Genomic DNA, 13,282 nt, shown 5'->3' on the forward strand with positions numbered 1-13,282 from the left:
CGCAATTAAATTAATCTCGTTAGTATAGCGATGTCACAATTGTTTAATACTAATGAATAATACGCTGAGCAAAAAGGTTAAAGCAATAGCGGCTAACATACGCAGCCGGCGCGAAGAGATGAATTATACGCAAGAATATCTGGCCGCAAAACTTAACATATCACAAAACGCTTATAGCAAAATCGAGTTGGGATATACTAAAATCACTGTAGAACGCCTTTTCCAGATAGCAGAGATCCTGGGTGCCGAATTAACTGAACTCATTATGGCTGATAATGCTGAGGCAGCCTGATTTTTTAAAGCTTACCTTAAAAAACAATGCTTTATATTTACAGCAGCAACTGTAAGTATGAACAATGATATTATCATCAATAAAACGGTATCTTTTGTAAAGGACACCCTTAAAAATGCTGAAAGCGGGCACGATTGGTGGCATATCAACCGGGTTTGGACCAATGCCAGGCACATTGCGGCAGCAGAAGATTGCAACCTGCTTGTTGTAGAACTGGCCGCTTTGTTGCATGACATTGCTGACAGCAAATTTCACAATGGCGATGAAGAAATTGGCCCCCAAACAGCAGGAAACTTTTTAAAAACCATTGATGCAGATGCACAAACTATTGAACACGTGCAGCAAATTATACGCTATATGTCGTTCAAGGCCAGCTTTAACAAATCGGGCTTTCACTCGCCTGAACTGGCCATTGTGCAGGATGCCGATCGCCTTGATGCTATAGGCGCTATCGGGATTGCACGCGCTTTTGCGTATGGTGGCCATAAAAACAGGGAGATCTATAATCCCGAAATTGAACCTAACCTCAATATGTCTAAAGAGGAGTACAAAAGCTCAACGGCCCCTACCATCAATCATTTCTACGAGAAACTTTTGTTACTTAAGGATAAAATGAACACTGCCGAAGGTAAAAGATTGGCGATGGAAAGGCATGAGTTTATGGAGCAATTCCTAAAGCAATTTTACAGCGAGATATCATTGCCCTCATTATTTTAAGCTTTTAATCATGAAAAAATCTCTTCTATTATTATCGTTAACAATATTGTTAACAAGGCTTTGCTATGCCCAGGATTCGTTAAATCAGCGCTTCAATGTGCATTTCCAGCAAACTATCATCTCGCAGTATAAACCGGCTTTCAGCGCTTCGTATACCGGCAACAACAGCCTTATCACTAATCAGGAAACACAAACCTCGCTAACAACCACACTCTTCGGCGGGGCCCGGTTATGGAAAGGTGCCGAAGCGTATTTTAATCCGGAGATGTCTGGGGGCTCTGGTTTAAGTAAAACATTGGGCATTGCCGGCTTTCCAAACGGCGAAACCTTTAGAGTTGGTGGTGCCGAGCCTAAGATATACATAGCGCGCCTGTATTTTACCCAAACATTTGATTGGGGTAGCGATAAGGAATATGTGAATGACGATGTAAATCAGCTTGGTGGATGGAAAAGCAAAAGATACCTGAAACTGACAGCCGGCAAGTTTGGCATGGCCGATTTTTTTGATGGAAATGAATTTAGCCATGATGCCCGTTCGCAATTCATGAATTGGAGCCTGATGGATAATGCCGCCTGGGATTACCCGGCCAACACGCGAGGCTATGTGTTTGGTGCAATTGCCGAACTTGGCCAACCCAACTGGGCGCTGCGCTTTGCCTTTACCATGACCACTACCACTGCCAACGGTGCTATCTGGGATGAGCGCCTTGGACGCGCCAACACGCAAACCCTGGAATATGAGAAACGCTATACACTTGATGGCCACAACGGTACCGTAAGGTTGTTAGCATTCAGAAACAACGGTAAAATGGGCGTATACCGGCAGGCATTCAACTCAAATCCAGCGGCACCGGACGTTGATGCTACACAGGCCTATGGCAGGCATAAGTATGGCTTTAGCATTAGTGCCGACCAGTATTTAACCAATGACTTTGGCGTATTTGCTAAAGCAAGTTATAATGATGGAAAGACCCAAACCTGGGCATTCACAGAGATTGACCGATCTTTAAGTTTAGGAGCGGTACTCAGGGGCAGTTCATGGCATCGTGCGGATGATGAACTGGGGTTGGCATTTGTGGGCAATGGCATCTCACGAGATCATCGTGATTACCTTGCAGAAGGTGGCTATGGCTTTATCATCGGCGATGGCGCGCTCGATTATTCGCCGGAACTGATAGCTGAACTTTATTATAAACTTAACGCTTATCAACATAAATTGTGGCTATCTCCTGATTACGAGTTTATTGCCAACCCAGCCTATAATCATGCCCGCGGACCAGTTAATGTGCTTTCATTAAGGGCGCATGTGGAGTTTTAATGGCTTATAAAAATTAGCAATTAAACCTTAAAGCGTTAAAATCATCCTATTAGCAACATGAAGACTTTTTTTTCAGCTATTATATTATTTGTTAGCACTGCAGGTGCTTTTGCACAATCGGCAAATGATATCACCAAATCAAAGATCAGCTTTGAACTAAAAAACCTTGGTATTAAAACCGGTGGTACAATTGATAAGGTACAGGCTAACGTGCAGTTTGACCCTGCACAGCTTGCAGGGAGCAAGATTGAAGCGGTTGCAGAAGCTGCATCTATCAATACCGACAATTCCATGCGCGATAATCACCTAAAAAATGAGGATTATTTTGATGTAGACAAATATCCGAGGATAACCATGTCGTCCACCTCGTTCAGGAAAAAAGGCAATGGATTTACAGGTTTTTTCAACCTCACTATTAAAGATAAAACCAAATTGGTTGAGGTACCATTTACTTATACCACACTAAGCAACGGGCACCTTTTTAAAGGCAGCTTTAAAATCAACCGTAAGGATTTTGGCATAGGCGGCAACAGCATGACTATGAGCGATGAAGTGACCGTAAATATTGAAGCCGAAACCGCTAAATAATAACAATATTTTAATACCTCTACGCGTGGTTTTATAGTATCTTTATGTTATGAAATTGCGCGTTCTCATTTTAATAAATGCTGCAGCTGTTGCTATTACTCTTTCGGCTGTAAACTATTATTTTCAGCATAAATGGTACGATATGATGGTGACTTTCCTGGTTACCTTTATTACCAGTTATATTGTTTTTTACTACCTGATAGAAAAGTACATCTACTCAAAAATTAAACTTATCTATAAACTTATACATAACCTTAAACTCGGGCGCGACTTGCGCGATGCGCTTGGCGAGCATGTTTCTGCCGACCCGATCAATGATGTGGAGCACGAGGTAAAAGAATGGGCAAAGCAAAAGAAAACCGAGATTGATGAGTTAAGAAAACAGGAGAAGTTTCGTCGCGATTTTCTGTCAAATATCTCTCATGAATTTAAGACGCCGCTTTTTGCCATACAGGGATACATTGAGGCATTGCAGGATGATGGGTTTGAGGACAAGGAAATGGCTGCCCAGTTTTTAGAAAAAGCATCTAAAAATGTCGACCGCCTAAGCTACCTGATTACCGACCTGGACGAGATATCAAAACTTGAAAGCGGCGAGATACCCATTAACTATACCAAATTTAAGATCAATGATCTGATAAAAGAGGTTTTTGAATCGCTTGAACTGAAAAGCAAGCAACACAATATTAAATTAACGTTTAAACAAAAATACGATGAAGGTATTTTTGTAAATGCCGACCGCGAAAAAATAAGGCAGGTTTTAGTGAACCTGATTGATAATTCTTTTAAATACGGGAAAGAAGGCGGTAACACATCGCTAAGTTTATTTGTATTGCACGACCAGGTATTGATAGAAGTTACCGATGATGGCATAGGCATTGAAGAAAAGTATCTCCCACGCCTGTTTGAGCGCTTTTTTCGTACAGACACTAGCCGCTCCAGGCAAATAGGCGGCTCTGGCCTTGGTTTGGCCATTGTTAAGCATATTATAGAAGCGCATCAGCAAACTATCAATGTACGCAGTACCGAAGGCCTAGGTTCTACATTTGGATTTACACTGCAAATTGCCAAGCAAACCCTTCCGTTTCCCAATATCCCAGTGTTAAAAAGTTAACATTAACTTAACATTACAACCGTACCTTTACTGAAATTTAACAAGTCAAAATGTCACTTAACAGTATATTTCAGTATTTTGTACCAAAGGACAAAAAAACATTTTTCCCTTTATTTGAGCAGGCAGCAAGCAACGTAGTAGCTATGTCTACTGTATTGGTTGAGGCAGTTAACTCAAATAACCCGGCTACAAGGGAAGAACTTTTCAGGCAGATTGACAAGCTTGAAAACAAAGGCGATGAATTAACACACCAGGTATATCTTGAACTGGGTAAAAACTTCATTACCCCTTTTGACCGTGAGGATATCCATACACTGGCTACAGCTATTGATGATATTGCTGATTATATACATGGCGCCGCCAACCGCATGAACCTGTATAAAATAGATGATTTTAATGAGCATATCCGCAAATTATCTGAACTGATACTGCAGGCAGCTAATGACCTGGAAAAAGCCGTACGTGAGTTGAAAGACCTGCGTAATGTACGTGCGATTGCAGACTCTTGCATCCGCATTAACAGTGTTGAAAACCAGGCCGACTATGTATTTGACCGTGCCGTTGCCGACTTATTCCTTTACGAAACAGATGCCATCCGCCTGATAAAATATAAAGAAATACTATCTGCACTTGAAACCGCTACAGATATGTGCGAGGATGCAGCAAATGTAATGGAATCAATATTAATTAAAAACGCGTAAGCAAATCATCTAACATTTTTTAAATGGTTACCATACTTCTTGTTACTGTAGTTTGCCTTGCAATTATTTTTGATTTCATCAACGGTTTTCATGATGCAGCCAACTCTATAGCCACAATAGTTTCAACTAAGGTATTAACGCCTTTTCAGGCAGTATTATGGGCAGCGTTCTTCAATTTCCTGGCTTACATTGCCGTTAGGTACTGGGGCTTTCATGGTGGTAATTTTGAGGTTGCCAATACAGTTGCCAAAACCGTTTTGATACAATACATCAACATACATGTGGTGCTGGCGGGCCTGATAGCTGCCATAACCTGGAATTTAATAACCTGGTGGTTTGGTATACCCTCAAGCTCTTCGCATACGCTGATCGGCGGATTTGCCGGTGCCGGCATGACCAACGCCCTGCTAATGGGCGCCAATGCTTTTACGGCTGTAAATACCAAAGTAGTATTAACCACTATAGCATATATCTTTCTGGCTCCGTTTATCGGGCTTTTTATTGCCTACGTTGTAACTATCCTGATCTTGCACCTGTGCAAAAATGCGCGCCCTGCAAAAGCCGAAAAATGGTTTAAAAGCGGGCAGTTGGTATCGTCGGCAGCGTTAAGCTTCGCCCACGGTGGTAATGATGCACAAAAGGTAATGGGTATAATATATGTAGCCTTGCTGTCTCAGGATATTATAACAACCGGTACACCAATGCCAAACTGGATACCTATAGCCTGCTACACTGCTATTGCCCTTGGTACCATGTCCGGCGGATGGAAGATCGTAAAAACTATGGGTACAAAAATCACCAAGGTTACCCCGTTAGAGGGTGTCGCTGCAGAAAGCGCTGGCGCTATTACCCTTTTTATAACAGAAAATTTTGGTATCCCGGTATCAACCACACATACCATCACCGGTTCAATTATCGGCGTTGGCTTAACCAAACGTGTATCGGCAGTACGCTGGGGGGTAACCATTAACCTGATTTGGGCATGGATAATTACCATTCCTATCTCAGCACTGCTTGCAGGCCTGGCCTACCTTGTTGTAAGGCACTGGTAACAGCAAACATTTATTGCGCTTCTTTGTAATTTAATTGCTGCCGTTGGCGGCAATTTTTATTTATAGCCACATGAAAAAAATACTTTTACTTATCCCGTTTCTTTTTATAGGCTTATCCGGCTGCGATACACTTAATCAGGTAGCACAAAATACTGTACAACAATATGGCAATCCAACATCTTTGGAAATAAGCAATGGGTTAAAGCAAGCGCTTGAGCTGGGTACCGGCAAAAGTTCCGATCAACTTTCAGCGGTAGACGGTTTTTTTAAAAATGCAGCTATCAAAATATTATTCCCGCCAGAGGCCCAAAAGGTTGAAAGCACTTTACGCAGTATCGGACTGGGTAAACTTGCCGATAACGTAATATTATCGCTTAACCGCGCAGCAGAAGATGCAGCAGGCCAGGCAAAACCCATTTTCGTTAACGCCATAAAGCAGATGACCATCCAGGATGTTACCAATATACTTTTAGGCAGCCAGGATGCCGCTACGCAGTATTTCAGACGTACAACCACACAGCAGTTATCTTCTAATTTTAAACCGGTTATACAAGCCAGCCTTAACAAGGTGGGTGCAACAAAATATTATAGTGATGCAGCCGCCGCCTATAATAAAATCCCGCTGGTTACCAAGGTCAATCCAAACATTAGTGATTATGTTACCCAAAAGGCTATTGACGGCTTGTTTACCGTAATAGCCGGCGAAGAACTGAACATCCGCCAAAATCTATCAGCACGTACCACACCACTGTTGCAAAAAGTATTTGGCTATTACGATAGAAAGAAAAAATAACCAGTAATCAGGCCTATTCTTTGTTGCCGAATTTTACAATAACAACAACTTTTTCAGGTTGGCCATTAGCATTACCCAACCATTTTGGCCCATTTTTAATTAAGTCGATGGCATTGTTGTCAGCCCTGGTATTCAAGCTTTTAGTGACAGCAATATCTGCGATAGTGCCATCTGCACTTATTGTAAGCTTCAGGCCAACTGTTCCGGTTTTGCCATCGGTTAGCTTAGCCTTATCATCCAGATAACGCTTAAATGCTTTCCACCCGCCAACCGGGTAAGCTTTGTTGCTGATGCGCTTTGCTGAATAGCCTGCCACAACTACTTCACTCAGCGCGCTTTTGTCTACCTCAAGCTCTACCTTAATACTGTCAGATCTTTTAACATTAAGCGTTTGTCCGGTATAGCCTAAATAGTTAACGGAAACCTTATCATCCTTCTTAACATTGGGCAAGGTGAATTTTCCATTAACATCGGTTTGTGTAGCAGCAGAGCGGCCTTCTACCTTGACTATGGCCCCTGGCAAAGGCAAACCGTCTGTATGGCTTAGCACTACACCTGTAAGGCCCGGCGGAAGATTTGCACCCATTAAGGCTGCGTCGCCACGCCTGTCGCGTTCCTTATAGCTTGCACCTTTTGCCTTGCTGTTTAGCACCGTCACATTTGCTGCATTATTGGTAACGGCTATATGTTCTCCCCCTAAAATGGTATCCTGCTTTTTTGCATCCATAAGATCTTCAGCTACGGCTGCTTCCAGGGGGCTTACCTCAGGGCTTTTTACTTCTGGTATAACAGGCGGCCCTGCCACCTCTTTTTCTTCAGTTAAGGCGCGGGGGGCTGTAAGCTTTTGTCTGGACTGATTAAAAGCTATACGGTTATTTAGTTTCTTACTGCTTTTAATTTGTACAGATGATTGCATTTGTTGTTCCTGTTCTTGACCTGTAGCAGCCAGAACCGGTTGCTCTGTTTTTTCAACAGGCTGCGGTGCAGTAGTTGTAGCTGGCCGAGTCATGGCAACTCTTGATTCTGCCGGAACTACATCATTATTTTTAAGCAATAGTACGACAACGGCAAACCCAATTACCGAAGCAGCTATTGCAGTAAGAGCCCACGGTGTTAAACGTTTTACCTTAGTGCCTGTACGAGTACTTAAACGTTCGTGCAAGGCAGTTAAATTGGCTTCCTGGGCACTTTCGGTATTACCGTAGCCTTCCAGTGCATCCATCAAAAACGGATCGTCCTGAGTCTCGCGTTCAAGTTTGTGCATAGCTTTAGCATCAAGCTTGCCTGCAAGGTATTGTTGTATCTGCGATATGTTGGCACGTTTATCTTCCACCGTTTTTTTCGAGGCAAATTTTAAGGTTGCGTTTGCCGTTTTGTATATAGCTTTTTACTTCATTCATACTATAGCCGGTTTGCTCGGCTACTTCTTTGTAACACTTTTCATCAAGGTAAAATAACCTAACGCTTTGCTTCTGCGGTGGCGTCAGTTTATCCAGGCATTGTTCCAGTGCAAGAATGGCCCTTTCCCTATCCTCACTATCAGGATGCACAACCGGTGTAAATTCCACAAATTCATCCAGGCCAACCGTTTCCATCTTTTTTGACGAACGCAGTTGCATAAGGCAGTAGTTTCTGCTAAGCACATAAAGCCAGCTTCTGAACTGCTGAATATCATGCTGATGCACCTTTTGTGCCAATTCTTCAAAAATGCTCATAACAGCATCCTGCGCCTGTTCCTCTTCTTTTAGATATTTTAAAGCAACACCATAAACCAGCGGCATATAACGCTCATACAAGCTACCCAGCAGCTTTAAATTGCGCGTGCGCCGATAGCTGCCCAGTAGTTGTTCATCGTCGGTATCTTCAGGTTTAATTGGCTTGGTAAAAAACTTCATCAAGAAAGAACTGCAAAATATATTTTTTTTATGGCTTACGGAAATGGTTATCAAGCCGCAGAATCACGTAATGAACCGATAATACAGACTGGGTAAGCATGGCCCCCGGTAATATTCATTATTAGGCAACAGCCGGGCTTTGTCCAAAGGTTTTGCTTAACAGTTCATACAACTCAGGGTGCTTAGCCTGGAGTTGGTCTGGTTTCTCAAAAAAATACTCGGATACTACGGCAAAAAACTCAGCCTCGTTCGTCGCGGCGTAGGGGTTAATATCCGAGTGCCCCGCTTGGATCTTTTGTATTTCCCGGTGCATCATCTGCACCCAGGGCCTTACATACTCATGCGGCAGAAAGCCTTCGGGTATGCCATCGGTAGCGCCATCGGCTTTGTCTAACAGATGCACAAATTCATGTATACCTGTATTTTCTTTGCCGCTGTTTTTTGAAAATCCCTTAAGCAGGGCGTTACGCGATAATATCATTTGCCCGTTCATGTAACCGCTGCCTACCATTCCCATTATATTTCGTTCATCGCCTTCAAACTGAAAATCCTTATCAAAAGTATCAGGATACAACAATACGTTAGTAACGTTGCGGTAAGTCCAATCCTTAAAACCAAATATGGGTATTACTGCACTTGCGGCTATCATAATGCGGTCGGTATCATTAATCTCAAGGCCAACACCTTCAATATGTACCGCATCTAAAAATTGTTCTATTTTATCCTCAAAGTAAGCCTGATCAATAGCCGGCAGCTTATTATAAAAATCAATATGCTGTGTTAACAGCTTTTTCTGGTCATCGGTTAAGATAACTTGTGTTAAAGCGCCCCTTTTCTTTCTTCGCTGAAACAGCGAATAACTTATAACAATGGCTATGAGGATGGCTAAATATATCATGATGTAAGTTAATAACTAAAAAGCTTGCCAAATAACCTTGAAAACAAAAAAGAGCGATGGATAACCACCGCTCTTTTTTTGACTTTCGACTCCGGACTTCCAACTCCGGGCTTCCTGCTTATTATATCAACAGCCTTACCGGCTCTTCTAATAAAGATTTAAGTGTTTGCAGGAATGCAGCACCTGTTGCACCATCAACCACACGGTGATCTGCGCTTAAGGTTACCTTCATGATATTGCCTGGCACTACCGCACCATTTTTAACTACAGGCACCTGCTGTATACCGCTAACTGCAAGGATACAGGCATTTGGTGTGTTAATAATAGCGGTAAACTCATCTACGCCAAACATACCCAGGTTTGAGATAGTGAAGGTTGATCCTTCCATCTCTGCTGGCTGCAGTTTTTTAGATTTTGCTTTACCGGCAAACTCTTTTACTTCAGTAGATATGTGGCTAAGCGATTTGCCATCTGCAAATTTAACGACAGGCACCAATAGGCCTTCGTCAACAGCAACGGCTACACCAATATGTACATGTTCATTAGTGCGTATGGTATCACCCTGGAATGATGAATTAATAGCCGGATGCTGCCTTAAAGCAACCGCTACGGCTTTCACAACAAAATCGTTAAATGATATCTTAACCGGGGCTATCTCATTCATTTTGTTACGGGCGGCAATAGCCTGATCCATATCGATAGACATGGTAACATAGAAATGAGGAGCAGTAAACAAGCTTTCAGACAGGCGGCGGCTAATAGCTTTACGCATCTGGGTAACCGGCCTTTCGCTGAATTTCTCTTCGCCTGTAAAGGTTGGCAATACTACAGGTGCTTTTGCGCCTTGTGCAGCTTCTGCTTTTGATGCACTTTCAGATGCAGCTGCAGGTTTGGCTGATGGTGTATAGCCTTCAATATCTTTCTTAATAATGCGGCCGCCTTCTGCAGAGCCTTTAACATCATTAAGGTTAATGCCTTTATCTTTCGCTATTTTACGTGCTAACGGAGATGCTTTTACACGGCTGTCATCAGCGGTAGAACCGCTTGCAGCTTCAGGTGAACCTTTAGACTCTGCGGGCGCTTCAGATTTCTCTGAAGTTTCTGCAGGTGCAGTTGCCTGTCCATCTCCGCCATCAGCATTATCCAGTAAAGGTTGTATATCTGTACCTTCTTTACCAACAATCGCAATAATATCGTTAACCTTTGCAGCCTCACCTTCTTTTACACCAATGTACAGTAGCGTACCCTCTTCATACCCCACAACTTCCATAGTAGCTTTGTCTGTAGCAACATCAGCCAATGAGTCGTCAGATTTCACTTTATCGCCCACTTTGAAGTTCCATTTTTCAATAGTACCTTCTGTCATGGTATCGCTAAGCAATGGCATACGTATTACCGTAGCCGGTATGCTTGATGTATCAACTTTGGGCTGTGCCGATGCCGATTTTTCGGCAGTAGCGGCAGGTTTGTTATCTTCAGCAGGAGCAGGCTTTTCTTCTGTTTTTGCAGGCTCGGCACTGCCTTCGCCTTCTAAAGCGGCTTTATAATCTTCGCCTTCTTTACCTAAAACGGCAATAACGGCATCAACAGGCGCCGCGCTGCCTTCCTGTATACCAATATACAGCAATACGCCATCCTGGTACGATTCAAAATCCATGGTGGCTTTATCGGTTTCAATCTCGGCTAATACATCGCCCGATTTTACCTTGTCGCCAACTTTCTTATGCCACTTAGCTACCACGCCTTCTGTCATGGTATCGCTCATTTTAGGCATTTTTACTACTTCAGCCATATACTGTGATGAATTTTGTTAGATGTTTTTATTTCAAAATGGTTAGTCGCGGATGTAAGGATAATCCTGTTGTACGTATACATCAGTATATAACTCTGATGCTTCTGGCCATGGCGACTCCTCAGCAAATTTAACAGCCTCGTCAACCTGTGCTTTTACCTTTGCTTCTATTTCTTCAAACCATTGGTCGTCAGCATAACCATTTTTTTGTATGGCAATTTTTACAGATTCAATTGGATCTTTTGCTTTATAGCTTTCCAGCTCTTCTTTGGTACGGTACTTTTGCGGGTCGCTCATGGAGTGGCCTTTAAAACGATAAGTACGCATTTCAAGAAAGGTAGGGCCTTCGCCGCGGCGTGCGCGTTGCACAGCCTCGTCCATAGCGTTATGTACAGCAACAGGGTCCATACCATCTACAGGTGACGACGGAATACCGTATGGCAAGCCCAATTTATAAATATCAGTTTGGGCGGTGGTACGCTCAACAGAAGTACCCATAGCGTAACCATTATTTTCGCAAATAAAAATTACAGGTAATTTCCAAAGCGCTGCCATGTTAAAGGTTTCTGTTAAAGCACCCTGGCGTACTGCACCGTCGCCCATATAAGTAATGTTAACATTATCGGTGCCCTTGAATTTTTCGGCAAATGCAATACCTGCACCTAGTGGTACCTGGCCACCTACTATCCCATGCCCGCCATAAAAGTTATTTTCTTTATCGAACATGTGCATAGACCCACCTTTACCTTTAGAGCAGCCGGTAGCTTTTCCATACATTTCGGCCATTATAGCATTGGGTGAAGTACCTTTTGCCAGGGCATGCGCGTGGTCGCGGTACGCGGTTATCAGGCTGTCCTCATGACGGATCACCGACATTGCGCCAGCCAAAACAGCCTCCTGACCAATATAAAGATGACAAAATCCGCGAATTTTTTGCTGACCGTAAAGTTGACCGGTCTTTTCTTCGAATTTACGCATTAATAGCATAGACTCGTACCACATCAGGTAGGTGTCTTTGGTTATTTCGATTGAACTCATTTATTAAATAAAGTTTCTATGAGAAAGTGCAAATCTAATTATATCCTGCAAATAACCGAAACTGCAACGAATTTGTTGTAAAGAATTATTGTACAACAAAGGTTATTTATTATCATTCAGAATTGTTGCACCACCTAATTGCAAAATTTCATTTTATACTGCTTCAATAATACATATAAATGTATTGGACAGTTTTATACTTTCCACAATAATGTTTCACCTAAAAAAAGTTATGCATGCATAGATAAACTACCTTCTCACATCTCTTTTTTTACGATACGCAAACAAATATTAACATTAGTTTAAAAAAATAAACTTTAACGATTTTTAAATTTTATTTGGATAATTAAAAATTATGGATAGTTTTGTATTCAACAATAGACATACTGTCCAATTTAAGAAACATTTGTCGTCCTAATTCGGCAAAATCAAGTGATTAAATGAAGAAATTTACAATTGCTATTGCATTATTCCTGAGTGTTTTAGCTGCACAGGCTCAAACAAAAAATGTTCCAAACCAAGCTTCAGACAATGAGGAGCAAGAAAGTTTAGCAAAGGATTATCTTTCGCAAATTATGGGTGTTGCAATGTCTGCGACATCAAACATGAAACTTTTTCATTTTGTATACGACTGGATAGGCACCCCATACCGTTTTGGAGGCAGCTCAAGAAAAGGCATCGATTGCTCTGCATTTACAAAGCAGTTATATAGCGATGTGTTTAACCTTTCGCTTCGCCGCAGCTCAAGGGATATGTTTAGTATGGTTAACCCCATCAGCAAAGATGATTTGAAAGAAGGCGATCTTGTTTTCTTTAAAATTCACAGCCGTAAAATATCACACGTAGGTATTTACCTTGGCAACAACAGGTTTGCTCATGCATCCTCCCGTGGCGTTGCCATCAGCAACCTTGATGAAGCTTATTACAAACGTTACTTTTACAAAGGTGGCCGTATATTAGAATCTTTTAAAGATGAGTTTTCATCTTCCAAATCTTCAGAAAAATTTGAAGAAGAACCTGCTGACTAATTAAACCTAAATTAAATACATCAATCCTTTCGCTTAATAGTGAGAGGATTTTTTTG

14 protein-coding genes are annotated in these 13,282 nt (G+C 42.1%); 9 read left to right on the top strand and 5 right to left on the bottom strand.

Going from position 1 to position 13,282, the window contains the following annotated elements:
* Window positions 1–52 precede the first annotated feature (52 nt).
* The 8 genes from ACFQZX_RS13280 (at window position 53) to ACFQZX_RS13315 (ending at window position 6,575) form a co-directional block, all read left to right on the top strand.
* On the top strand, window positions 53–292 hold the full coding sequence (locus ACFQZX_RS13280) for a helix-turn-helix domain-containing protein (RefSeq protein ID WP_377116093.1): 240 nt from the start codon (window positions 53–55) through the stop codon (window positions 290–292).
* 57 nt (window positions 293–349) lie between these two features.
* Window positions 350–1,009 carry an HD domain-containing protein gene (locus tag ACFQZX_RS13285; RefSeq protein ID WP_377116095.1) on the top strand — a complete coding sequence of 220 codons (660 nt, stop codon included), beginning with the start codon at window positions 350–352 and terminating at the stop codon, window positions 1,007–1,009.
* A 10-nt stretch (window positions 1,010–1,019) separates the two neighbouring features.
* Window positions 1,020–2,327 (top strand): carbohydrate porin, encoded by a 1,308-nt coding sequence (locus ACFQZX_RS13290; protein WP_377116097.1) that lies wholly within the window; start codon window positions 1,020–1,022, stop codon window positions 2,325–2,327.
* A 57-nt stretch (window positions 2,328–2,384) separates the two neighbouring features.
* Window positions 2,385–2,915: a YceI family protein gene (locus ACFQZX_RS13295; protein ID WP_377116099.1), complete on the top strand. Its 531-nt coding sequence runs from the start codon at window positions 2,385–2,387 to the stop codon at window positions 2,913–2,915.
* Window positions 2,916–2,964: 49 nt separating this feature from the next.
* Window positions 2,965–4,029 (top strand): sensor histidine kinase, encoded by a 1,065-nt coding sequence (locus tag ACFQZX_RS13300; RefSeq protein ID WP_377116101.1) that lies wholly within the window; start codon window positions 2,965–2,967, stop codon window positions 4,027–4,029.
* A 50-nt stretch (window positions 4,030–4,079) separates the two neighbouring features.
* Entirely contained in the window at window positions 4,080–4,730 is a 651-nt protein-coding gene (locus ACFQZX_RS13305; RefSeq protein ID WP_377116103.1) for a DUF47 domain-containing protein, read from the top strand.
* 23 nt (window positions 4,731–4,753) lie between these two features.
* The gene (locus ACFQZX_RS13310) at window positions 4,754–5,782 is read left to right on the top strand and encodes an inorganic phosphate transporter (protein ID WP_377116105.1); all 1,029 of its coding nucleotides are present in this window, start codon (window positions 4,754–4,756) and stop codon (window positions 5,780–5,782) included.
* 70 nt (window positions 5,783–5,852) lie between these two features.
* Window positions 5,853–6,575 (top strand): DUF4197 domain-containing protein, encoded by a 723-nt coding sequence (locus ACFQZX_RS13315; protein ID WP_377116107.1) that lies wholly within the window; start codon window positions 5,853–5,855, stop codon window positions 6,573–6,575.
* 13 nt (window positions 6,576–6,588) lie between these two features.
* On the opposite strand, the gene ACFQZX_RS13320 is transcribed toward ACFQZX_RS13315, so the two are convergent.
* The 5 genes from ACFQZX_RS13320 to pdhA all read right to left on the bottom strand — a co-directional run bounded on the left by ACFQZX_RS13320 (window position 6,589) and on the right by pdhA (window position 12,198).
* Entirely contained in the window at window positions 6,589–7,908 is a 1,320-nt protein-coding gene (locus ACFQZX_RS13320; protein ID WP_377116109.1) for a carboxypeptidase-like regulatory domain-containing protein, read from the bottom strand.
* Window positions 7,898–8,470 carry an RNA polymerase sigma factor gene (locus tag ACFQZX_RS13325; RefSeq protein WP_377116111.1) on the bottom strand — a complete coding sequence of 191 codons (573 nt, stop codon included), beginning with the start codon at window positions 8,468–8,470 and terminating at the stop codon, window positions 7,898–7,900. The genes ACFQZX_RS13320 and ACFQZX_RS13325 overlap by 11 nt, the downstream gene beginning before the upstream one ends.
* A 121-nt stretch (window positions 8,471–8,591) precedes the next feature.
* Window positions 8,592–9,368: a M90 family metallopeptidase gene (locus ACFQZX_RS13330; protein WP_377116113.1), complete on the bottom strand. Its 777-nt coding sequence runs from the start codon at window positions 9,366–9,368 to the stop codon at window positions 8,592–8,594.
* 121 nt (window positions 9,369–9,489) lie between these two features.
* Entirely contained in the window at window positions 9,490–11,160 is a 1,671-nt protein-coding gene (locus ACFQZX_RS13335; protein WP_377116115.1) for a pyruvate dehydrogenase complex dihydrolipoamide acetyltransferase, read from the bottom strand.
* Window positions 11,161–11,202: 42 nt separating this feature from the next.
* Window positions 11,203–12,198, bottom strand: a complete 996-nt coding sequence (gene pdhA, locus ACFQZX_RS13340; protein WP_377116117.1) for a pyruvate dehydrogenase (acetyl-transferring) E1 component subunit alpha — start codon at window positions 12,196–12,198, stop codon at window positions 11,203–11,205.
* A gap of 440 nt (window positions 12,199–12,638) precedes the next feature.
* Between pdhA and ACFQZX_RS13345 the strand changes: the two genes are divergently transcribed.
* Complete coding sequence (locus tag ACFQZX_RS13345) at window positions 12,639–13,226, top strand: C40 family peptidase (RefSeq protein ID WP_377116119.1); 588 nt, start codon at window positions 12,639–12,641, stop codon at window positions 13,224–13,226.
* The last annotated feature ends 56 nt before the right edge of the window (window positions 13,227–13,282 follow it).

It is taken from the genome of Mucilaginibacter litoreus (assembly GCF_042676805.1).
GTDB lineage: Bacteria > Bacteroidota > Bacteroidia > Sphingobacteriales > Sphingobacteriaceae > Mucilaginibacter > Mucilaginibacter litoreus.